Origin of the sequence: Leptothrix ochracea (assembly GCF_041083635.1) — a bacterium.
Lineage (GTDB): Bacteria > Pseudomonadota > Gammaproteobacteria > Burkholderiales > Burkholderiaceae_C > Sphaerotilus > Sphaerotilus ochraceus.
Genome location: NZ_JBFPHB010000014.1, coordinates 51,146 through 74,529 on the forward strand (window position 1 = coordinate 51,146; position 23,384 = coordinate 74,529).

A 23,384-nucleotide genomic window follows, 5' to 3' on the forward strand; every position below is an offset into this window, starting at 1 on the left:
AACCCTTCTTTTTCGACTGCCATCCACATGCCGCTGCCCAAACCGCCTGCCAAACGTGCCGATGTCGTCGATCCGGCCGCCTTCGATCTCAAGGCCACCGCCCGACCCAAACAGCGAGCCGCGACCAAGAAAACGGCCGCGAAACCAAGCCGTACCGCCAACGTCAGCAACGTCAACGAGAGCCCGTCGAAAAAGCTCCCGATGCCGGTCGTCGCCAGCGCTCCAGACGCGGTTGTTGTCGCCACGCCCGCAGCGGCCGCAGCCCCCAAGGTCCGCACCGGCCCACCCAAGATCTTTGTGCTCGACACCAATGTACTCATGCATGACCCGATGTCGCTGTTCCGCTTTGAGGAACACGATGTCTATCTGCCCATGATCACGCTCGAAGAGCTCGACGGCCACAAAAAGGGCATGAGCGAAGTCTCACGCAACGTGCGCCAAGTCAGCCGCGAACTCGACGCCTTGGCCGCCAGTGCTGGCGACAGCAACGCCGCTTTTGACGTCAACGCTGGCATTGCCTTGGCCAAGACCGGCCACCGCGAAGCGGGCGGCAAGCTCTACTTTCAAACCACGTTTTTGGACGTGAAGCTGCCCGCTGGCTTGCCCCAAGGCAAGGCCGACAACCAAATTCTGGGCGTGGTGCAGTCCCTGCGAGAAAGCCACCCAGACCGCGAAGTGGTGCTGGTGTCCAAAGACATCAACATGCGCATCAAGGCCCGGGCTCTGGGTTTGGCGGCTGAGGATTACTTCAACGACAAGACCCTTGAAGACGGTGACTTGCTCTACACCGGTGCCATGGCCCTGCCCCCGGACTTCTGGGAGCGCCACGGCAAGTCGATGGAAAGCTGGACCCAAGGTGGCTTCACCTTCTACCGCATCAGCGGCCCGGTGGTGCCGAGCATGGCGGTGAATCAGTTCGTCTACCTCGAAGCCCCTGGCAACCCACCGCTCTACGCCAAAGTCACCGAGATCACTGGCAAGAACGCCGTGCTACGCACGCTCAAGGACTACACCCACGCCAAAAACATGGTTTGGGGCATCAGCGCGCGCAACCGTGAGCAAAACTTCGCCCTCAATCTGCTCATGGACCCGGAGTGCGACTTCATCACCCTGACCGGCACCGCCGGGACCGGCAAAACGTTGATCACCTTGGCTGCGGGTTTGGCGCAGGTGATGGATGAACGACGCTACTCAGAAATCATCGTCACCCGCGTGACCGTGCCGGTGGGCGAAGACATCGGCTTTTTGCCGGGCACCGAAGAAGAAAAGATGGGCCCGTGGATGGGCGCGCTGGACGACAACCTTGAAGTCTTGGCGAGGTCCGACTCCGCTGCGGGCGAATGGGGCCGAGCTGCCACCCAAGAACTGGTGCGCAGCAAGATCAAGATCAAGAGCTTGAACTTCATGCGCGGGCGAACCTTCTTGAACAAGTTCGTCATCATCGACGAGGCCCAAAACCTCACGCCCAAGCAGATGAAGACGCTGGTGACGCGGGCGGGCCCGGGCACCAAGATCGTGTGCCTTGGCAACTTGGCGCAGATCGACACGCCCTACCTCACCGAGGGTTCTTCCGGGCTGACCTTTGCGGTCGATCGCTTCAAGGGCTGGTCGCATGCGGGCCACATCATGCTGGCACGCGGCGAGCGTTCACGCTTGGCAGATTTCGCCTCCGACGTGCTTTAACGCGCTTTAGAGGTTGTCCACGCGCGACCAAAACTGCGCCGCCAAGGCCAAGGGCGAGCTCTCGCGGTGGCGGTGGTCTGACCAGAACTGCCGCCACGCCCGCGCCCCGTGCTGGCCGTGCCACAAGCCCAAGGCGTGGCGCATGGCGCTGGTCCACGGGATGCCCGCTTGGTGGAGCCGCTCTAGGTACAGCATCCAAGCGGCTTCAACGGCCGGGCGATCTGCCGCTGTGGCTGGGCCGGGCACGCCGTAAAAGCGCTCGTCCCAAGCCGCCATCTGCCACGGCGCGTGGTATGCCTGACGCCCAACCATCACGCCGTCCACATGCTGGAGCTGCTCGGCGATTTCTTCGTCAGTTTTGATGCCGCCGTTGATGACGATGGTGAGGTGCGGCAACTCGCGTTTGAGCTGGTGGACCAGTTCATAGCGCAGGGGCGGAATCTCGCGGTTGTCCTTCGGGCTCAAGCCTTGAAGCCAAGCGTTACGCGCATGGACGATGAACACTTGGCAGCCAGCATCGGCCACCGTGCCGACAAAGTCGCGCACAAAAGCGTAGTTCTCGATCCGGTCGATGCCGATGCGGTGCTTGACCGTGATCGGCAAGACGCTGTGCCCACCCGTGGCGTCGAGCATGGCCTTGACGCCATCGGCCACCAGCCGAGGCTCAGCCATCAGGCAAGCGCCAAAAGCCCCGCGCTGCACCCGCTCACTGGGGCAGCCGCAGTTCAAATTGACTTCGTCGTAACCCCAAGCTTGGGCCAGTTTGGCGCAGGCGGCCAGATCGGCCGGCTCACTGCCCCCAAGCTGCAACGCCACGGGGTGCTCTTGCGTGTTGAAGTCAAGGTGCCGAGGTTGATCGCCGTGCAGCAAAGCCCCGGTCGTCACCATCTCGGTATAGAGCCGGGTCTTGCGGGTCAGCAAGCGATGGAAATAGCGGCAATGCCGATCGGTCCAGTCGAGCATCGGCGCCACCGAAAGGCGCCAAGGGCTGAGGATGTCGGGTTCAGAGGGATTCGGCTGCTGATTCATGAGGGGGCAGATTGTCGCATCCGCCCCCGTTCAACCAGCACACCACCCTATACAGCACCACCATGCTGGCCGGCTCACAAGAGATGAACGAGACCGCATTCTCAGCAGCACGCTACCCGTTGGCTTTCCCTCTTAAGGGGTGGCAGTCTTTCAGATGCACCAAGCGCAAAACCAGTTCATGCATGGCGGTGTAAGGTTCGGTGCCATCGTAGGCTGTGGTGGATGCGGCTAGACGGATGGCACGCACGATGGCTGCTTCGAGCCTGTTTTTGGTCACTGCCCAGTGATCGCCCTGCCCCTTCTGGTAGCTAGGCAGATGTCCCCACAAGCGGTCAACTGCCTCACGCGGGCTCAGCGATGCCTGCACATCTTCATAATGCAGCAGCAACCAGAGTTCGAAGCACGGCACAGAAGCGATAACCTCGAAAGGAATTCGCATGCCATCGTCGTTGCTCAGTTTGCCATTCAGCGCATCCGCTTTGGCAAGTGCTGCGTGATAAGTGGGGTGATCATCACGATCAAATACCGCCATGATTCGGTCAAACGCACCTGCTTGAATACCCATGTCGCGATCACCCTGCCGAAAAATCCGCTCGGCATATTCCACCACTTGCATCGGTGCCGTTCCATAGTGACTGGCCAACACTTGCACATGGGCGGTTGACAATCTGTATTCACGTTGGATCGCCTGCAGGTACCTCGGCTCGGTCTTCTCCCCTTCGCAAACGATCAGCAATCGGTCGTAAGGTTGACGCACCGCTGCACGTCGGGTTAAGACACGCGCCACTTGGCGGTGCTTGGGCTGATGGTCTTTTCCCATAGATCTGGCAGAGCTTTCGTTCATAGACCCACGGACAACACACCCAAAAACGGCACTGCGCCATAACGCCCAGCCAAGTACCCACGCTCTAAGGCTTCAAGTTTGCGCGGGCTGAAATCGGACAAGGGGTACAGCTGGGTGGCTTGAGCAGTGTCCTTTTCAGTGAACCAGATCTGGTCACGTCGGAGTAGATGATGGTCGAGCAGCGACGTGTCGTGCGTGGTGAAAATGAGCTGTGCGCCCTTCGGGTTGAGCTCTGGCGAATGGAACATCTCCATCAGGCGGCGAACCAGCAGGGTGTGTAAACTGCTTTCAAGTTCATCAACCACCAGAACCCGGCCATCGCGCAGGCAATCCAGCACTGGAGCGATCAAGCCATAGAGCCGCTGAGTGCCTTCAGACTCTTCGTGCAGTTCAAACTTGGCCGAACCATGCAACGTGGTGTGTTCGAAAACCGGGAAAAGAATCTCGTGTTCTTCTTGGGTAGCCTGCAACCCGGTGGCACTCATCACCCACTGCGCCCGAACACCCTTGCGCGGGATAGCTTGCACGTCGGCAATCGAGATGTCAGCCCCTGAGAGAAATTCGCGAATCGTGGTGCGCCCCTCTTCGGTTGCCAGCATCGCTGTTGTGATGTCCGGAGACACCCTGACCCCTGCCGGTAAGAACACGATGTTGCGCACGATCCAGTGAAACACCGGGCCAAGTTGTTCGCTGTTGAGCTGGGCCGCCGTCGAAAGAAACAGGGCATTGGGACGGGTACTTTCTTGCCAAAGCTTGCGTGGTCCGCTCAAGTACGCGCTGAATTCGTATGCATAGGTATCGCCATCAACACGACGACTGAAGAGCTGGGTCGGCTTGCTACTGCGATAGACCAGCAGAGACTCGCTGACGATACGCTGTGCTGTCATCGAAAAAGCGTACTGGTGCCGCACCCCACCCAGCAAGAACGTGATCTCGAACTCGCTCGGTTGCAGGGCAAAAGCCGCATCAAGCCGGAAAGGCTGTACGTTATAGGTCTGCCCAGGTTGGATCACGGTGGCGGACTCAGCCACCACGGCACGCAAGTAGTCCAAACCTTGCAACAGCGTGGACTTGCCACTCGCGTTCGGCCCGTACACCACCGCACTGCGCACAGCACTGGGTAGAGATTTCAGCCCTGTTGGCGCCAGATGTGTTGCTGCAAGTTCCTTATCACTCGAAGCAACCAAGTTGAGCGCTTGCTCGTCACGAATCGACCGGTAGTTTTTAACCCGGAATTCGAGCAGCATGGTTCGTCTCCAATCAAATGAATGGACAATTTTTGCAGATAAAAAGCAATATTGCAGTTAATTCTCAACACTGGCTCATCAATCACACAATTCCAGCCCATACAACGCGACGTCCGCCCCCCTACAACACCGCATAGCAACCCAACACGGCTGTCTCCGGGCTTGAAGATGCGGCGGCGCAGGTCGCGGAGGCGGTGTTGTGGGGGATGGACGTCAGATTGCAGGGGCGCAATGCGGCTGCGCGGGGGCAACATGCTGGCGTTGCAGGGGTGAGTAGCGGTGTGCGGCCCTTGCACAAGGCGTGCACGGGGGCAAGATGCCGCGTCTTGCCCTGCGGAGCGGGAGGACGTCTTGGCGGAGCCGGGAGACGGCCCCCATCGCAAAGAGAGAACGGGCCAAAGCTTTGAACCCACCACCGCGCAGCAGCGGCAGGCCAAGGCCCAAGACCAGCGCAGCGAAGGTGCTGCGCCGGCATCACACTTCAGCTGTTTTCGCGTGAAGCGCGCTTGCGGTCGTGTTCCTTGAGGTGGCGCTTGCGCACACGGATCGACTTGGGCGTGATTTCAACCAGTTCGTCGTCGTCGATGAAGTCAACGCCGTATTCCAGGGTCAACTCAATCGGCGGCGTGATCTTGATCGCGTCTTCCTTGCCGCTCACGCGGAAGTTGGTCAGCTGCTTGGTGCGGGTAGCGTTGACCACCAGATCGTTATCGCGGCTGTGGATACCGACGATCATGCCTTCATAGACGGGATCGTTCGGCTTGACGAACATGCGGCCACGGTCGTCGAGCTTGCCCAAGGCGTAGGTGAAGATTTCACCGTCGTCCATGGAGATCAACACGCCGTTCTTGCGACCGCCGATCTCACCTTTGTGGCCTTCGTAGCCGTCAAAGATCGACGAGATCAGGCCTGAGCCACGGGTCAAGTTCATGAACTCGTTCGAGAAACCGATCAAGCCACGCGCAGGGATGCGGTACTCAAGGCGCACGCGGCCATGGCCGTCCGGTTCCATGTTGAGCATTTCGCCCTTGCGCAGACCCAAGGCTTGCATCACGCCACCTTGGTGGATTTCTTCCACGTCGGCGGTGACCAGCTCCATCGGCTCAGACTTCACGCCGTTGATGTCCTTGAACATCACGCGTGGCTTGGACACGGCCAGCTCGTAGCCTTCGCGGCGCATGTTTTCCAGCAAGATGGTCAGGTGCAATTCGCCCCGGCCACACACTTCAAAGATGCCGTCTTCGTCGGTTTCCTTGACGCGCAAAGCCACGTTGTGTTGCAGCTCTTTTTGCAGACGATCCCAGATCTGACGGCTGGTGACGTACTTGCCTTCACGACCCGCCAAAGGCGAGTTGTTCACGCAGAAGTTCATCGTCAGCGTGGGCTCGTCCACCTTCAGCATGGGCAGCGGGCAAGGATTGAGCGGGTCGGTCACGGTCACACCGATGTTGACATCTTCAATGCCGTTGATCAGCACGATGTCACCAGGGCCGGCTTCGGTCACTTGGAAGCGATCCAGACCTTGGAAAGTCAACACTTGGTTGATACGACCCTTGATGGACTTGCCCTCTTGGCCTTCCATCACCACCACGTCTTGGCCCGGCTTGATGGTGCCTTGGCTGATGCGGCCCACACCGATACGACCCACGAAGGTCGAATAGTCGAGCGCCGAGATTTGCAACTGCAACGGTGCAGCCGCATCACCCGTCTGGGCTGGCACGTGCTTCAAAACGGTGTTGAACAGGGCCGACATGTCGGGGCCCCACTGCTCACCCGGAGCACCTTCAACCAACGAGGTCCAGCCGTTGATGCCCGAGGCGTACACCACCGGGAAGTCGAGCTGTTCGTCGTTGGCGCCGAGCTTGTCGAACAGGTCGAAAGCGGCGTTGATCACGGCATCCGGCTTGGCACCGGGCTTATCGACCTTGTTGACCACGACGATGGGCTTCAAACCCAAGGCCAAAGCCTTCTTGGTCACAAAACGGGTTTGCGGCATCGGGCCTTCTTGGGCGTCGATCAGCAGCACCACACCGTCCACCATCGACAAGGCGCGCTCCACCTCACCACCGAAGTCGGCGTGGCCGGGGGTATCGACGATGTTGATGTGGGTGTCTTGCCAGCTCACGGCGCAGTTCTTGGCCAAGATGGTGATGCCGCGCTCACGCTCAATGGCGTTGCTGTCCATCACGGTGTCCACCACCTTTTCGTGTTCAGCGAAGGTGCCGCTTTGGCGCAGAAGCTGGTCCACCATGGTGGTCTTGCCATGGTCCACGTGGGCGATGATGGCGATGTTGCGTATTTGCTTGCTCATAGGGGTGTGGTTGCCAGTTCAGGGCCCGAAATGGAAACGGGCGCAAGGGACTGGACTTCAAGAGGGCTCAGAAGTCGATCGGCGATCAGCTCGCCGGCGGTGATGTGGGCACTGCCCAGGAACAGGCCCGGGCCGTCGCCCCCATCGGGAGCGGGACCGTAGACACGCACCGCCGAGGCATCGGGGTGCGCAAGACGCCGACGCAAACCCGACAGAAATCGTCCGGCGTCGTCAGCAGAAAGGGTCAAAGCCGGCCAAGCAGCCAGCAAAGCGTCAGGAGGCAGCAGGTGGCGCAAGCGATCGCTCTCGTCCATGGCTGCCAAGGCTTCGAGCGTGATGGCCGCCTGAACATGCACGGGACCGCTCGCAGTGCGGCGCAGCGCGGTGAGATGGGCGCCACAACCCAGCGCTTCGCCGATGTCTTCGGCCAAAGTGCGGATGTAGGTGCCCTTGCTGCAAACCACCTCAATCTCCAAAACATCGGGGCGCTCAGGGTGCCACGCCAAGATGTCAAGGCGATGAATCGTGACTTGACGCGGCTCACGCGCCACCACTTGGCCGGCGCGGGCGTATTCGTACAACGCCTTGCCCTGATGCTTCAGGGCCGAGTGCATCGGCGGCAACTGGCTGATCACACCCTGGAAACGCGCGCAAGCGGCTTGCACAGCGGCGCGATCACACTGCACGGGGCGCTCTGACAGCACCTCGCCTTCCAAGTCGCCCCCAGCACGGGTTTGCCCAAGCTGCAAGGTGGCTCGATAGGCTTTGTCGGCGTCCAAGCTGACTTGCGAAAACTTGGTGGCGGCGCCAAGGCACAGCGGCAACAAGCCCGTGGCCAAAGGATCGAGGGTGCCGGTGTGGCCCGCTTTTTCCGCGCGCAAGATGCCCTTGGCTTTTTGCAGCGCGTCGTTGCTCGTCCAGCCGTGCGGCTTATCGAGCAGCAACACGCCGTGCAAAGCCCGGCGTGGTAGACGTATGCGCGGTGACGGCGATCCGGTCATCGATCCTCAGCCTTCAGTCCTCACGCGCTCGGGTGGCGTTGGCCTGAATGATCAGGGCGCTCAACTCGGCGGCACGCTCGGTGGTGCGGTCAAAGTGGAAATGCAGCGTCGGCACGGTGTGGATCTGCAAACGCTTGAACAAGCCGTTGCGCAGATACCCCGCAGCCTCGTTCAAGGCCGTCTCGCAGGCGGCGGAGTCTCCCACCAACAACGAAAAGTAGATCTTGGCGTGGGCGTAATCGGGCGTGACTTCGACCGAATTGATCGTCAGCAAACCGACGCGCGGATCCTTGAGATCACGGATGAGTTCGGCCAGATCACGTTGGATCTGGTCGGCTACGCGAAAACTGCGATTGGGTGTGGAAGCGTGCTTGTGTCGCATGGAAAGCGTGGGAGGGTCAAAGACCGTTTCAGGACCGTGCAAGCAAAAAGCCCCGCCGGCTGCGGCGGGGCCCCAGGAAAGAGCCCGTGCGCTTTAAAGCGTGCGAGCCACTTCCTTGATCTCGAAGATTTCGAGCTGATCGCCTTCAAAGATGTCGTTGTAGTTCTTGAGCTTGATGCCGCATTCGAAGCCTTCGTTGACTTCCTTGACGTCATCTTTCATGCGCTTGATGGACTCAACTTCACCGGTGTAGATCACCACGTTGTTACGCAGCAGGCGGAAGCGCGCGTTACGACGCACCACACCGTTGGTGACCATACAACCCGCGACCGTACCGATCTTGGACGCCACGAACACCGTGCGGATCTCGGCATTGCCCAGCGCTTCTTCGCGCTGTTCAGGAGCCAACATCCCGGACATGGCGGCCTTCACTTCATCGACCGCGTCATAAATGATGTTGTAGTAGCGCAGATCCACGCCGTTGCCTTCGGCCAACTTGCGCGCACCGGCATCGGCACGCACGTTGAAGCCAATGACCACCGCCTTGGAGGCCAGCGCCAAGTTGACGTCCGACTCGCTGATCCCACCGACGGCAGCGTGCACGATCTGCACCTTGACTTCGGGGGTCGAGAGCTTGAGCAACGAGGTGGCCAACGCTTCTTGCGAACCTTGCACGTCGGCCTTGATGATGAGGGCCAACGTTTGCACGTCGCCTGCACCCATCTGGTCGAACATGTTTTCCAGCTTGGCGGCTTGCTGCTTGGCCAGCTTGACGTCGCGGTACTTGCCTTGACGGAAGGTGGCGATTTCACGGGCACGGCGTTCGTCCGCCAACACCATGAATTCGTCGCCCGCACGCGGCACTTCGGTCAGACCCTGGATTTCAACCGGGATCGACGGACCCGCTTCTTGAGCGGCACGACCCGTTTCGTCGATCATGGCGCGCACGCGGCCATAGCTTTGACCCGCCAGCACGACATCGCCGCGCTTCAAGGTACCGGACTGCACCAGCACCGTCGCCACCGGACCACGACCCTTGTCGAGCTTGGCTTCGATCACCAGACCCTTGGCCGGCGCGTTCTTGGCAGCGGTCAACTCCAGCACTTCGGCTTGCAAGAGCACTTGCTCCAGCAAGTCGTCGATGCCTTGACCGGTCTTGGCCGACACCGCCACGAAGGGTGAATCACCACCGAATTCTTCCGGCACCACCGATTCGCCCACCAGCTCTTGCTTGAGGCGGTCGAGGTTGGCACCTTGCTTGTCGATCTTGTTCATCGCCACAACGATGGGCACGCCCGCCGCCTTGGCATGGTGGATCGCTTCCTTGGTCTGGGGCATCACACCGTCATCGGCGGCCACCACCAAGATCACGATGTCCGTGGCCTTGGCACCACGGGCACGCATCGCCGTGAAGGCTTCGTGACCCGGGGTGTCGAGGAAGGTGATGATGCCGCGCGGCGTTTCGACGTGATAAGCGCCGATGTGCTGCGTGATGCCGCCCGCTTCACCCGCTGCCACACGGGTGCGGCGGATGTAATCGAGCAGCGAGGTCTTGCCGTGATCGACGTGACCCATGATGGTGACGACCGGAGCCCGCGACGTCAGCTCCAACGGCACAGCCGGGGCGTTCTCTTCAAGGAAGGCTTCCGGATCATCCAGCTTGGCCGCAAAAGCCTTGTGGCCCATTTCCTCGACGAGGATCATGGCCGTTTCTTGGTCGAGCTGCTGGTTGATGGTGACCATCTGACCGAGCTTCATCAACTGCTTGATGACCTCAGAAGCCTTGACGGACATCTTGTGCGCCAAATCGGCCACCGAGATGGTCTCAGGCACGTGCACTTCTTGCACTTGCTGCTCAACCGGAGCGTTGAACGAGCTCTGCGCATTGTTGTCATGGCCACGGCCATCACGACGCGATGACGAAGCCCCACCACGCTGGTTGGAGCCGCCACCCGGACGCCAGTTGTTGCCGTTGCGAGCGCCCGAAGGAGCCCCCGGCCGGGCGCCCGGACCGGTACCCGGCCCTGTGGTGCCCGGCTTGGCCGCGACACCGCGCTTCTTGTCATCAGCCCAGCTCGAAGACAACTTCTCCGACTTGACCGACTTCTTGTCGCCGGGCTTGGCCGCCGCGTTGGCCGCAGGCGTTGCCGCACCCGGTGCACCCGATTTCGGCTTGTGGATCGTGCCGCTGATACCGGCAGCCGCACCCGCTGCCGGCGCTGCGACGACTGGCTTGGGCTCTTCAGGCTTCTTGGCGGCCGTCAGCACCTTCTTGGGCTGCGACATCATGGCGCGAATCGCCGCCGCTTCAGCCTCAGCCTTGCGGCGGCGAGCGTCCACATCGGCTTGTTTCTGCGCTGCGCCTGCAGCGATGTCCGCAGCCTTCACAACACGCACGGGCACACCCGGACGCGCCACGGTGGTCGTGGCTTGGGGCGTTTGAACCGGGGGTGTCACGACGGCTGTCGGTGACGTGGGTCGGGCGTTCGATGTCGGGACCGAACGAGCGGCCTCGGGGCGAGCCGGGCCGCCAACGGCGGCAGGTTTCTCGGGTGTCTTTTGCACAACGGACTGCGATGGTTGCTGGGCAGCACGAGCTTGAGCTGCAGCGAGGGCAGCGGCTTCAGCGGCTGCTTTGGCAGCCGCAGCTTCAGCGGCTGCTTTGGCCGCTTCGGCGGCAGCGCGCTCTTCGGCTTCACGCTCACGCGCCAGCCGTTCAGCCTCTTCACGCTCACGACGCTCTTGCGCCTCACGTTCGCGTTGCAAAGCTGCTTCTTGTTCTTGGATCAATCGTAATTCCGCTTGGCGCTGAGCCTCTTGCTCACGCCGAGCTTGTTCTTCAACGTGGGCTTGGGCCTGATCAACGGCGACAACGTCCAGTTGATCAGCATCCTCAATGGCGGCATCAACGGCATCGACAGCACCTTGGGTGACACCGGTTCCTTGACCTGCGTCAGCACGCTGCATGAAAACCCGCTTCTTGCGCACTTCCACTTGGATGGTGCGGGCTTTGCCCGACGCATCGGCTTGCTTGATTTCGCTGGTCGATTTGCGCAGCAGCGTGATTTTCTTGCGGTCACCCGCTGCCGTGCCATGCGTCGAACGCAGATAGGCAAGCAACTTTTCCTTGTCTGACTCGGTCAAAGCATCGGAAACCGAGGCCTTGTTGACGCCAGCAGATTGAAGTTGCTCAAGCAGCGCCGATGCCGAGCGGTTCAGCTCAGCAGCGAACTGGGCAACGGTAGTCACGGCCATGTCGATTGTTCCTAGAGAAATACGGTTGCGGTGATGGCTGGGTGCCTGATCAAAAGTCTCAGACGTTGAACCAGTGCTCACGAGCCTTCATGATCAGCGCCTTGGCCTGAGCCTCGTCAACACCGGTCATGTCGGTCAATTCGTCAACCGCCAAATCAGCCAGATCATCACGGGTATGCACCCCACCATCGGCCAGCTTTGCGATCAACTCCGGAGTCAGCCCTGCATCGAGATCACGCAGATCCAGAGAGGCCTCATCCACTTTTTCTTCCTTGACGATTTCCATGGTCAGCAGCGCATCCTTGGCTCGGGTACGCAGCTCTTGCACGGTTTCTTCGTCAAACGATTGAATTTCCAGCATTTCTTGGAGAGGCACGTAGGCGATCTCTTCCAAGCTAGCAAACCCTTCAGCGATCAAGATGTCAGCGACTTCCTGATCCACATCGAGCTTTTCAACAAACAACTTACGAATGCCGTCCGACTCCTGGGCCTGCTTGGCCTTGGATTCTTCGGCAGTCATGATGTTGATCTTCCAGCCGGTCAGATCCGACGCCAAGCGCACGTTCTGACCGCCACGACCAATGGCAATGGCGAGGTTTTCCTCATCCACCACCACGTCCATCGCGTGACGCTCTTCGTCCACCACGATCGACTGCACGTTGGCCGGCGCCAAAGCACCGATCACAAATTGGGCCGGATCCGCAGACCACAGGACGATATCCACGCGCTCGCCAGCCAATTCGTTGGTCACTGCGTTCACACGCGAACCACGCACACCGACGCAAGTACCGATCGGATCGACCCGCTTGTCGTGCGAAACCACAGCAATCTTGGCGCGCAGACCCAAGTCACGCGAGCAGCTCTTGATCTCCAAGAGGCCCTGTTCAATTTCAGGCACTTCTTGACGGAAGAGCTCGATCATGAACTCCGGCGACGAGCGCGAGAGCACGATCTGCGGACCCCGCAGGGTCGAATCAACTTCCATGATCATGGCGCGCACACGGTCACCGACGCGAAGGTTTTCCTTCGGGATCAGTTCTGCACGCTTCAAGCGGCCTTCAACGCGGCCTGCTTCGATGATCAGATCACCCTTGTCGAGCCGCTTGACGGTGCCAACGAAGATCTTGTCGCCACGGGACAGGAAATCGTTCAACAACTGCTCGCGCTCGGCGTCACGAATTTTTTGCAAGATCACTTGCTTGGCCGCTTGAGCACCGATACGACCGATGGGCAGCGACTCGATGGCTTCTTCGATGTAGTCGCCGACTTCGACGTCAGCAATCTGCTCCAAGCCCTCGAACAGCAACACTTCTGCATCCGGCAACTGCAAACCAGCCTCATTGGGCACGACACGCCAACGACGGAAGGTCTCATAGCCCCCGGTTTCGCGATCGATGGCCACACGAACATCCACTTCACCTTCGTAAAGCTTCTTCGTGGCCGACGCCAACGCTGCCTCAACAGCAGCAAACACGGTATCCCGATCCACGCTCTTTTCGCGTGAAATCGCATCGACCAGCATCAACAGTTCGCGATTCATTTTTCGTGACCTCCGGCTTCGCCCGTTGCATCGTCAGATTCCCCTGCACGACGCTTGCGTCCCTTCTTGAAGTCGATCACCGGCACCAAACGGGCCTCACGAACCTCAGGAAGTACAAATCCCAGAATTTTTTCTTCCTTGCCGTCCTTGAACAGCAACTCGTAACCTGCGTCCACAAGACGCAGCGTCCCTCGGTATTTCTTGCGGCCTTGGAAAACCAGTTTCAGCGTGACATCGATTTCTGAGCCTTCAAAGCGAACAAAGTCCGCCACCGTTCTCAGGGGGCGATCCAGTCCCGGTGAAGAAACTTCCAACCGCGCATAGTCACAGCCATCAACCTCAAGGACGTACTGCAACTGGCGTGTCACCAGTTCACAGTCCTCGACCGCAACAGACTCTCCGGGGCCTGTCGGATACACATGACCCGGCAATCGGTCGATAAAAACGCTCAAAAGCCCCCGGGGGGCGAAGGCGCACTCGACCAACTCGTAACCGAGTCCTGAGACGGTTTTCTCGACAGTCTGCTGCCAGTTCATCGACCTTTTAGAGCGCAAAGGAGCGCTTTGCGCTGAAATGAAAAAAAGCAAAAAAAAATGGGCTGGATTCCCCCGCCCATTCAGCGATTTAGCGAAGCGCCGATCATACGCGACCACGGCGCTCTTGGCAACAACTCCGGCCAAGGGTCGGTGATGGATGGATTGTCGCGGTCACAGAGGGTGAGCCGCAACGGCGCTGAAATGCGGCCGTAAGCAGGTGCCATGAAGGTGCCATGAGAAAATCGCACGCTATCGATCTCATTCACTTGGAGCCTTCATGGGTTTTCTCGCTGGCAAGCGCCTCCTGATTACCGGACTGTTGTCCCATCGTTCCATCGCCTACGGCATCGCCAAAGCCTGCCACCGCGAGGGTGCCGAGCTGGCCTTCAGTTATGTCGGCGAACGCTTCAAGGAACGCACCGCCGAATTTGCCGCCGAATTTGGCTCTTCTCTGATTTACGACTGTGATGTGGGCAGCGACGAACAGATTGATCGCCTGTTCAACGACCTCAGCGGCGTATGGAGCGACGGCTTTGACGGTTTTGTGCACTCCATCGGCTTTGCGCCGCGTGAAGCCATTGCGGGTGACTTCATGGAAGGCCTGTCACGCGAGTCGTTCCGCATCGCCCACGACATCTCGGCCTACAGCTTCCCGGCGATGGCCAAAGCCGCGCTACCCTTCTTGCGCGAGCGCAGCTCCATGCTGACGCTGTCGTATCTGGGCGCCATGCGGGTGGTGCCCAACTACAACACCATGGGCTTGGCCAAGGCCTCACTCGAAGCCAGCGTGCGCTATCTGGCGGCCAACCTTGGCCCACGGGGTATCCGGGTCAACGGCATCTCGGCCGGCCCGGTCAAGACGCTTGCAGCCAGTGGCATCAAGGACTTCGGCAAGCTGATCAACTTGTTCGCCCAGAACTCACCTCTGCGCCGCGTGGTCACGATCGAAGAAATCGGCAACGTGGCGGCGTTCTTACTCTCCGATCTGGCCTCAGGCATGACCGCTGAAATCACCTACGTGGACGGCGGCTTCAGCCACGTCATGGTCGGCGGGGCCGAGTAAGTGTTTCGCTTGGGCGGCTTTTGAGGTTGGGGGAATGCGTCGGCGCACTGCTGCAATCCTCGCCACGGTGCTCGGCGATCTCAAAGGGTGCACTGGCCAACCACAGATCGCGCTGCGCCTGTGACACAGGCAAGGGCGGTGCACACAAATCAGCCGACGGACCGAGACTCAATCGCTGAGCTTTGAGCTTGGCACGCCAACGACGCCCTTCTTCAGCCTCGTCGCTCAAGGTCACATCTTCCGGCCAATGAATCACGTCCGAGCAAAGCGAAGGTTCGCAGTCGCTGAAGGATTCGTCATTGCGCTGCCCGTCTGAGCGATGCCAGCCCACCACATTGCCGATCACCCGGTTGCCGCGAAAGAGCCCTTGCAGGCGATAGCCGTTGTAGTCACGCACAAACAAGCCGACGTTGGCGGCGGGCGCCCGAATGCCCGGCGTCAACCGATTGGCACCCAAGATGCGATTGCGGCTGACGATGTTTTGATACCCGGCTGAAATACCGATGCCGTAGTTGGTGGTGCTGATCACTTGGTTATCCAAGACATGCACATAGGCTGACTGCTCTTGGTCCTTGGCCCCGACGCCATCGATCACGATGCCGCCGCCGCTGTAGTTCGACAACTGGCTGGGAAAGGGATAGCCGCCGCGGACAAAGTTGTCGTGAATCAGCAACGGTGCCTTGGGCCCGCCCCCTCGGCTGTTGAAGATGCGGATGTTGTCATCCACCCGGCTTTGATCCGGCTGGTTGATGATTTCATTCCAACCCACATCGATCGCCGAAGACTGGATGCGTTCTAGGTTGAGAAACTGCACAGGCGCGGCGCTGCCGTCCAAGTAACCCCCCATCCCATTGCTTTGCAGACCAACGATGTTGCTCACCCGGTTGAAGCGAATTTGAATCTTCCGGCTGGACACAAAGGCCCCGTTCAAATGAATACCGGCGGTGTTTTCCAGCAAGTTGTGCTCAATCACCACCGTATCGGGGCGAAAGGCCGTGAAAAAACGGCCATGCGCACGGCCATATGCCTGGGGATTCAAGGCCGACGCCCGACAATTGCGCACCGTCACTTGCGCACCCGGTTTGAGCACGCGGATCAGCGTTGAGCGGCTACGAATCTGGCAGTCTTGGATCACCACCGGCTCGGCTGTATCGATCTGCACCGCCGGCACGTCGGGCTTGTCACTGAACCAATGGCCGCTGTAGGTGCCCCCAGAGCGGATGATCAGGGGACCTTGCCAGAATTCACGTTGAATGTCACGCAGTTTGATGACCAGAAAATCATCGGCGCCGATCAGATCCGACGCGACCGCCGGACGGATCATGCCCCCCCCAAGACCCCACGCCACCACCAGCGTCCACGCCCAGAAGCGCCAAAACCGCTGCCCCAACCATCGCGAAAACCATCGCCACGTGTTCATGATGACGCCCATCATGGCGGGCGATGGCATCCACGTAAATGGTCAGGGTCTTACGGGGTGTTGAGCAATGCCCACAAACCCGCTTCATCGACGATCGGAATCGACAGCTCCCGGGCTTTGTCCAGTTTGCTACCGGCTTCAGCGCCGGCCACCACATAGTGGGTTTTTTTCGACACCGAACCACTCACCCGACCACCAGCGGCCTCAATCAGGGCTTTGGCCTCGTCGCGACTGAGCTTGGGCAAGGTGCCGGTGAGCACCAAGGTTTTGCCGAGCAAGGGCCGTGGCGCATCGCTGGCCGTGCCCACCTCGTCGGGCCAATGCACGCCGGCTTCGATCAACTGCGCCACCACCTCGCGGTGCGTCTTGGGTTGATCAGGCTGATCGAAGAAATGCCGCAAACTGGCCGCCACCACCGGGCCCACATCGCTCACTTCGAGCAGCTCTTCCAACCGCGCATCCATCAAGCGCTCGATGCTGCCGAAATGGCGCGCCAAGTCTTTGGCGGTGCTCTCACCCACGTGGCGAATCCCTAAGCTGAAGAGAAAACGCCCCAAGGTGGTCGATTTACTCTTGTCGATCGCCGCGATCAAGTTGGCGGCACTCTTCTCACCCATGCGCTCCAAAGTGGCCAAGCTTTCTAAGCTGAGCCGGTACAGATCGGGCAAGCCGTTCACGAGGCCCGCATCGACCAGTTGATCGACCAGCTTGTCGCCCAAGCCTTCGATATCCATCATGCGGCGACTGGCAAAGTGCAGCAGGGCCTGCTTGCGCTGTGCCGGGCAACTCAAACCACCCGAGCAACGCCAATCGACTTCACCTTCTTCGCGCTCGATGGGGCTGGCACACACCGGGCATTGCCCGCCCAAACGCTTGTAAAGGTCAAAAGGCTCGCTGGCAGTGGCCTCAGGTGGACGTTGCTCAAGCACCACACCCACCACTTCGGGGATCACATCGCCCGCCCGGCGCACGATGACACTGTCGCCCACGCGCACATCCTTGCGGCGGGTTTCGTCTTCGTTGTGCAGCGTGGCGTTGCTGACGGTCGTACCGCCGACAAACACGGGTTCGAGCTTGGCCACCGGCGTGAGTTTGCCGGTGCGCCCGACTTGGATGTCGATGTCCAAGAGCCGGGTGATCTGTTCCTGCGCCGGGTATTTGTGCGCCACCGCCCAACGCGGCTCGCGGCTCACAAAGCCGAGTTTCTCTTGCAGGACGCGATCATTGACTTTGTAGACCACGCCGTCGATATCAAAAGGCAGCGCGTCGCGCTTCTCGCCCATCAGGCGGTGAAAATCCACCAAACCCGCAGCGCCCCGCGTCACCACCCGGTCGGCACACACCGGCAGGCCCATGGCGGCCAAAGCATCGAGCAAAGCGCTGTGGGTCGGGGGCACAGCCCACCCTTGAACGTCCCCCAAACCGTAGGCAAAAAAGCTCAACGGGCGCTTGGCAGCGATGCCAGCATCGAGTTGGCGCACGGCACCGGCAGCCGCGTTGCGCGGATTGACGAAGGTTTTTTCGCCCTTGGCCCCGGCGGCGATCAAGGCACGCTGGCGCTCGTTGAGCGCTTCAAAATCATCGCGGCGCATGTAGACCTCACCGCGCACTTCGAGCACAGCAGCCTCGCAGCCTTGAAGGCGCAAAGGAATTTGCCGGATGGTGCGGATGTTGTGCGTCACGTCTTCACCGGATTCACCGTCACCGCGTGTGGCCGCCTGCACCAGCACACCGTGTTCAAAGCGCAGATTCAACGCCAGTCCGTCAAATTTCAGCTCGGCGACAAACTCAAGCGGCGGATCTTCGGCCATCAAGCCCAACTCGCGCCGCACCCGCGCATCGAAGGCTTCAGCGCCAGCGGCGGTGGTGTCGGTTTCGGTGCGGATGCTGAGCATCGGCAGCGCGTGACGCACGGGGGTAAAGCCGTCGAGCACCGTGCCCAAGACACGCTGCGTGGGCGAATCGGCGCTGCGCAGCTCGGGGTGATCGGCCTCCAAGCTTTGCAACTCGGCAAACAGGCGGTCATAGACGGCATCCGGCAGCTCCGGCGCATCCAAAACGTAATAGCGGTGGGCGTGATGCTGCAACTGGCGGCGCAACTCAGCCACCCGCTGCACCGGACCCGACGACTCAGGGATGGGATCGGGCACAAGCGCACCCGCAAAAAGATCAGCCTGGGTCATGACATCAACTAAACATGCGGCGTGTGGAACGCGCTCCGGCCGACAGGCCGTGCTCACGCATTTGGCGATAGAGGCCTTTCAGGTCTTGCTCGATCGTCGGCCACACACTGGGTGAAAGTTCCCGGCCTTGGTCATCGGTGACTTCGGCTTCCAAGCCCAATGCCAGCGCCTGACCCGCCGCGCACCACGCGTTGAACGGCTGATCGACCACCGAGGTCTGCGGCACATCAAACGCCAGCACCAACTCGCTCACCTGCGCGTCATGGGGGTTGTCGGCCAAGGCAGCCTGCGCATCAAATTCGAGACTCAAAATGGGCGGCGAGCCTTCTTCACGCCCCGGCAGCACCAATCGGCCCGGGGTGGTGCCGGCCACAAAGCCATGCCGAGAAGCGTGCCACTGCACCGCACTCACCGGCCACGGCGCCCGCTGCGGCTGCGTGCGCAAGCGCATGATCAGTTGGGCGTCGAGATGGGCCGCAAAAGCATCCAGTTCACGCCCACGCGCCACCACGTTGAGCATGTCGGGAAAGTCGGGACTCGCGCTGATGGCATCGGCAAAGGCTTGGATCTTTTGCACGAACTCGGAATATTCAATCTCGTTGAGCGGGCCGTGGCGATTGGCCATCTGCACACCCACTCGAAATTCACGGTATTCGACATCCGCAGCCACCCCACCCCACTGCCGGGTCTGGCTCTGACAGCCTTCGATGAGAAACGGCTTGCTGCCAGCCCGACGACTCACGGGCATGTGCGCGATCACGCCTTGTCCAAGCATGGGTGCGTCGATGCGCAACAACGCAATCGCGTCGATCAACGGATCCAATCGCGCCCCCAATGCCGGCCGACGGGGTGGCGGCGCAGGCACAGTATCCGCAGCTGCAACGGCAGAAACAGCAGAAACGGTTGAATCACCCGTCACCACCGTCACACGATCCAAACGATCCGCTGCTGAGGGGGCGGCCGCAGAAGGCACACCGCCGCCCAACGGCCCCTCAGAAACCGGCACCGTCACACCCATCAAAGGCTCATGGACCCGTGCCCCCGGCGGTATCAGACCCACCGGATCACCGCCCTGCCCCATCACAGGTTCAGTACGCTGATGCTTGCGCACCCGACGTGAGAGCCAGAGGGCTTGAAACAACAGAATCGCGAGCACGCAAGCGCCGAGCAAAGCCAGCCAGAGTTGCAAGGAATTCATCCGCCCGATCCGATGTTTTAGGAGTCATTACGTGCACTGCACACCCAGGGGGCGAATCATGCCTTAAGCCGGCTGCGCCATGGCCATGGCATCGTCCATATCCACCGCCACAATGCGCGAAACACCCTGCTCTTGCATCGTCACACCCACCAGTTGCTCCGCCATTTCCATCGCGATCTTGTTGTGGGAAATGAACAAAAACTGCGTCTGGCTCGACATGCTGCGCACCAAAGCGGCGTAACGCCCAGTGTTGGCATCGTCCAACGGTGCATCGACTTCATCGAGCAAACAAAAGGGCGCGGGATTGAGCTGGAAGATGGCAAACACCAGCGCAATCGCGGTCAGCGCCTTCTCGCCACCGGAAAGCAAGTGGATGGTGCTGTTCTTTTTGCCCGGCGGCTGGGCCATGACCTGGACCCCCGCTTCAAGCACCGCATCCCCCGTCATCACCAAGCGCGCGTTACCGCCACCGAAAAGACGCGGAAACATCTCGCCAAAATGGGTGTTGACCGTGTCGAAGGTTTGCTGAAGGAGCGCCTGGGTCTCAAGATCGATCTTGCCGATCGCCTCTTCCAGCGTGGTCATGGCTGAGACCAGATCGGCGTTTTGCTGATCCAAAAAGCCTTTGCGCTCACGCGCCGAACTCAGCTCGTCCAAAGCTGCCAAATTCACCGGCCCCAAAGCGTTGATGTCGCGCTGGGTGCGGTCGATGTCAGCTTGCAGGCCGTGCAGCCGCACGGCACCCGTTTCAACGCTCTGCGCCAGCACGCCCAGGTCCACCTGGGCTTGGGTGAGTTGCTCCATGAACTGCGCACAACTGAGCTGCGCCGCTTGGGCTTCAAGTTGCAGGGCCGAGATGCGGTCGCGCTGCGGCTGCAAGCTGTGTTCGCAGCGCAGCCGCTCCTCGTCCAACTGCCGCAACTGCTGCGCCAAGGCTTCGTGCGCTTGGCGCAAAAGCTCCTGACCCTCTTGGGCATCGACGCGCAGCGCCAGCGCTTCTTGCAGCTGCGCTTCGGTGCTGCTGTCATCCAGCTGCCCCAGCTCCGTGGCTTGCTCGGTGCGCACTTGGGCGTGATGCTGCAACTGCTGCTCGGCCATGGTGATCACGCGCTGCTGTTCGCGCAGGCGCTCATTCAAGGAGCGCACGGTGAAATGCACCTCTTGGGCCGCGCGCTCGGTGCGCGCCAGACCGGCCCGTACTTCGCTCAAGTGGCGTTGACTGTGCTGCAAGGCCGCGTCAAGCGTCACCTCTTCAGCACGCGCCTCGACTAACGCCTCCGCCAGACCTTCGAGCTGGGCCTCAGCATCCAAACGCCGCTGCCCCAGCAGCTCGAAACGCTGCGTCAACGCCTGCAATTCACCGTCAAGCTGATGGCGACGACGGGTCGATTGCTCCAAGCGCTGCGACAGCCGCGTCACATCAATCTGCAAGGCGTGCGCCTGACTCTGCGCCGCGACCGCTTCGCGCCGCGCCTGCGCCAACTGCTGGCTGGCTTGCTGCATGGCTTCGTCCGTACGGACCAGTCGATGGCGTGCTTCGTCGCTGATCAGGGTCTGAGCATGCAGCTCACGTTCCAAATGCTGGATGTCTTGGGCCCGTTGCAGCAAGCCGCTTTGCTCAGAGTCCGGCGCAAAAAAGCGCACTGCGCGCTGACCCACACAGTGCCCCGCTGGCGTGACGATGGACTCACCCGCGCCAAGCTGCGCGCGCCACGCCAAGGCTTGCTCCAGCGTTTTGGCCGTGAACCAGCCGCTCAACCAGTCGTCCAGCAGCGCGTCCACCGTCTCGTCACCGCTGCTGCGGACGTGATCGCGCAGCCGTATCCAGCCGGGGCGCCCCCCCAACGACACCCCGGACAGGACGCCGTCAAGGGCCGGACCGTGCAGAGCCAATCGCGCTGGCGGCGCATCCTGATCAAGGCTGGCCAAGGGCTCCAGCGCATCGACTTCGAGGGCGTGCAGCCGCTCGTGCAGCACCGCCTCAAGCGCTTGCTCCCAGCCCGCCACCACCGTCAGGCGTTGCCATAACCCGACCCGGTCTTGCCACCCCCGGCGCTGCAACCACGGCTGCAAACGGCCGCTGCGCTGAACTTTTTCCTGCAAAGCGCGCAAAGCGGTCAACTTGGCCCCAAGCTCGGCGTGCCGGCGACTTTCTTGCAAGCTGAGTTGCTGTTGCTGCTGATGAGCTTGGGTGGCCGTCTGCGTCGCTTCGGTCGCCTGTTCGACCCGCGCTTGGGCTTGGGCCCAACGTTCTTCGGCCTCGGCCAAAGCGATTTGGCTCTCTTCGAGGCGCTCCAATTCAGCGTCATCGTGCTGTTGGCGCTCGGCCTGAACCCGGTCGTGCTGGAGTTGTAAATCCTGTTCCCGCTCGACCAAGCTGCGCTGCTCAGCCGCCAAGACTTGGCGCTGCTGCTGAAGGCTGTTGATCTGCGCTCGCTGAGCGTCTCGCGTGGCCTGAGCCTGCATGAGCCGGGCCTCCTGATCGGGCAAGTCAAGATGCTGCTGCTCGATCTGCGCGTCGAGCACTGCGACGCTCTCCTCGGCCTGCGTCAACTGAGCTTGCAAGGTTGCCAACTCAGCTTGAGCAGCTTGGGCCTTGTCTTGCCACTGCTGATCAAGGCGCGCCAACTCGGCCAAACGCTGCGCGATGCGTTCGCGGCTGGTTTGGGCAAAACGCACCCGCTCTTCCAAGCGGCTGACTTGCAACCCAACTTCGGCCAGATGGCGCTGCGCCTGCATCAAGGTATCGCTGGAGGCGTAATGCGCTTGGCGCACTTCTTCAAGTTGCGCCTCGGTGTGGCGCAAAGACGCCATGCGCCCTTCAAGGGCCGTGGCGGCATCATGGAGCGCTTGGCCGACCCGCTCGGCCTCTTGGGCCGCTTCACGGTGCTTGAGGAACCAAAGCTGATGCAACTTAAGCGTGCCGCTGTCTTGCAAGGTCTTGAAGCGCGTGGCGACCTCGGCTTGGCGCTCCAGTTTTTCCAACGAAAGCCCGAGCTCGCGCAAGATGTCCTCGACCCGGGTCAGGTTGTCGCGGGTATCGCGCAGGCGCAACTCGGTTTCGCGACGACGCTCCTTGTACTTCGACACCCCGGCAGCTTCTTCCAAAAACAAGCGCAACTCTTCGGGGCGCGATTCGATGATGCGGTTGATGGTGCCTTGACCAATGATGGCGTAAGCCCGGGGGCCTAGGCCCGTGCCCAGAAACACGTCATGCACATCGCGCCGACGCACCGCTTGGTTGTTGATGTAGTAGGTCGAGGTGCCGTCGCGGGTGAGCGTGCGGCGCACCGCGATCTCGGCAAAAGCATTCCACTGCCCGCCCGCCCGCGCCAAGGTGTTGTCAAACACCAACTCCACACTGGCCCGACTGGCCGGCTTGCGCTGGCCGGAGCCATTGAAGATGACGTCTTGCATCGACTCACCGCGCAATTCGGACGCTTTGGACTCCCCCAATACCCAACGCACCGCGTCGATGATGTTGGATTTGCCGCAGCCATTGGGTCCCACCACACCCACCCGCTGACCGGGCAACTGGAACTGGGTGGGCTCAGCAAAGGACTTAAAACCCGAGAGCTTGAGAGAGGTCAGACGCATACGTAAGTGATTGATATAAAAGAAAAAACCCGTCTTGATGCGGGCTTTTTGGAGGGGTCGCATGATACCATTGCACACATCTAAACGTGTGGCCT

15 protein-coding genes are annotated in these 23,384 nt (G+C 60.7%); 2 read left to right on the top strand and 13 right to left on the bottom strand.

Annotated elements, in window-relative coordinates; genetic code table 11:
- Positions 1-27: 27 nt before the first annotated feature.
- Entirely contained in the window at positions 28-1,683 is a 1,656-nt protein-coding gene (locus tag AB3X39_RS06385; RefSeq protein WP_369416525.1) for a PhoH family protein, read from the top strand.
- A 6-nt stretch (positions 1,684-1,689) separates the two neighbouring features.
- Here AB3X39_RS06385 and dusA read toward each other — a convergent pair whose 3' ends face one another.
- The 9 genes from dusA to rimP all read right to left on the bottom strand — a co-directional run bounded on the left by dusA (position 1,690) and on the right by rimP (position 13,828).
- Positions 1,690-2,712 (bottom strand): tRNA dihydrouridine(20/20a) synthase DusA, encoded by a 1,023-nt coding sequence (gene dusA / locus AB3X39_RS06390; protein ID WP_369416526.1) that lies wholly within the window; start codon positions 2,710-2,712, stop codon positions 1,690-1,692.
- A 112-nt stretch (positions 2,713-2,824) separates the two neighbouring features.
- Positions 2,825-3,556, bottom strand: a complete 732-nt coding sequence (locus AB3X39_RS06395; protein ID WP_369416527.1) for an RloB family protein — start codon at positions 3,554-3,556, stop codon at positions 2,825-2,827.
- Complete coding sequence (locus AB3X39_RS06400) at positions 3,553-4,803, bottom strand: AAA family ATPase (RefSeq protein ID WP_369416528.1); 1,251 nt, start codon at positions 4,801-4,803, stop codon at positions 3,553-3,555. The genes AB3X39_RS06395 and AB3X39_RS06400 overlap by 4 nt, the downstream gene beginning before the upstream one ends.
- Positions 4,804-5,284: 481 nt before the next feature.
- The gene (typA, locus tag AB3X39_RS06405) at positions 5,285-7,114 is read right to left on the bottom strand and encodes a translational GTPase TypA (protein WP_369416529.1); all 1,830 of its coding nucleotides are present in this window, start codon (positions 7,112-7,114) and stop codon (positions 5,285-5,287) included.
- The gene (truB, locus tag AB3X39_RS06410) at positions 7,111-8,115 is read right to left on the bottom strand and encodes a tRNA pseudouridine(55) synthase TruB (RefSeq protein WP_369416530.1); all 1,005 of its coding nucleotides are present in this window, start codon (positions 8,113-8,115) and stop codon (positions 7,111-7,113) included. Before truB ends, typA begins: the two co-directional genes overlap by 4 nt.
- A gap of 13 nt (positions 8,116-8,128) precedes the next feature.
- On the bottom strand, positions 8,129-8,497 hold the full coding sequence (rbfA, locus tag AB3X39_RS06415) for a 30S ribosome-binding factor RbfA (RefSeq protein ID WP_369416531.1): 369 nt from the start codon (positions 8,495-8,497) through the stop codon (positions 8,129-8,131).
- A 93-nt stretch (positions 8,498-8,590) separates the two neighbouring features.
- Entirely contained in the window at positions 8,591-11,752 is a 3,162-nt protein-coding gene (infB, locus tag AB3X39_RS06420; protein WP_369416532.1) for a translation initiation factor IF-2, read from the bottom strand.
- Positions 11,753-11,810: 58 nt separating this feature from the next.
- The gene (nusA, locus tag AB3X39_RS06425) at positions 11,811-13,292 is read right to left on the bottom strand and encodes a transcription termination factor NusA (protein ID WP_369416533.1); all 1,482 of its coding nucleotides are present in this window, start codon (positions 13,290-13,292) and stop codon (positions 11,811-11,813) included.
- Positions 13,289-13,828: a ribosome maturation factor RimP gene (gene rimP, locus AB3X39_RS06430; protein ID WP_369416577.1), complete on the bottom strand. Its 540-nt coding sequence runs from the start codon at positions 13,826-13,828 to the stop codon at positions 13,289-13,291. Before rimP ends, nusA begins: the two co-directional genes overlap by 4 nt.
- A 277-nt stretch (positions 13,829-14,105) precedes the next feature.
- On the opposite strand from rimP, the gene fabI reads away from it, so the two are divergent.
- Complete coding sequence (gene fabI / locus AB3X39_RS06435) at positions 14,106-14,891, top strand: enoyl-ACP reductase FabI (RefSeq protein WP_369416534.1); 786 nt, start codon at positions 14,106-14,108, stop codon at positions 14,889-14,891.
- Here the strand turns inward: fabI and AB3X39_RS06440 are convergent.
- From AB3X39_RS06440 to smc, 4 genes are all read right to left on the bottom strand, one after another.
- Complete coding sequence (locus AB3X39_RS06440) at positions 14,869-16,311, bottom strand: right-handed parallel beta-helix repeat-containing protein (protein ID WP_369416535.1); 1,443 nt, start codon at positions 16,309-16,311, stop codon at positions 14,869-14,871. The two genes, fabI and AB3X39_RS06440, sit on opposite strands and share 23 nt — an antisense overlap.
- Before the next feature lie 50 nt (positions 16,312-16,361).
- On the bottom strand, positions 16,362-18,494 hold the full coding sequence (gene ligA, locus AB3X39_RS06445) for an NAD-dependent DNA ligase LigA (RefSeq protein WP_369416536.1): 2,133 nt from the start codon (positions 18,492-18,494) through the stop codon (positions 16,362-16,364).
- 4 nt (positions 18,495-18,498) lie between these two features.
- Positions 18,499-19,692: a cell division protein FtsZ gene (locus tag AB3X39_RS06450; protein ID WP_369416537.1), complete on the bottom strand. Its 1,194-nt coding sequence runs from the start codon at positions 19,690-19,692 to the stop codon at positions 18,499-18,501.
- 63 nt (positions 19,693-19,755) lie between these two features.
- Entirely contained in the window at positions 19,756-23,289 is a 3,534-nt protein-coding gene (smc, locus tag AB3X39_RS06455) for a chromosome segregation protein SMC (RefSeq protein ID WP_369416538.1), read from the bottom strand.
- Between the last annotated feature and the right edge of the window lie 95 nt (positions 23,290-23,384).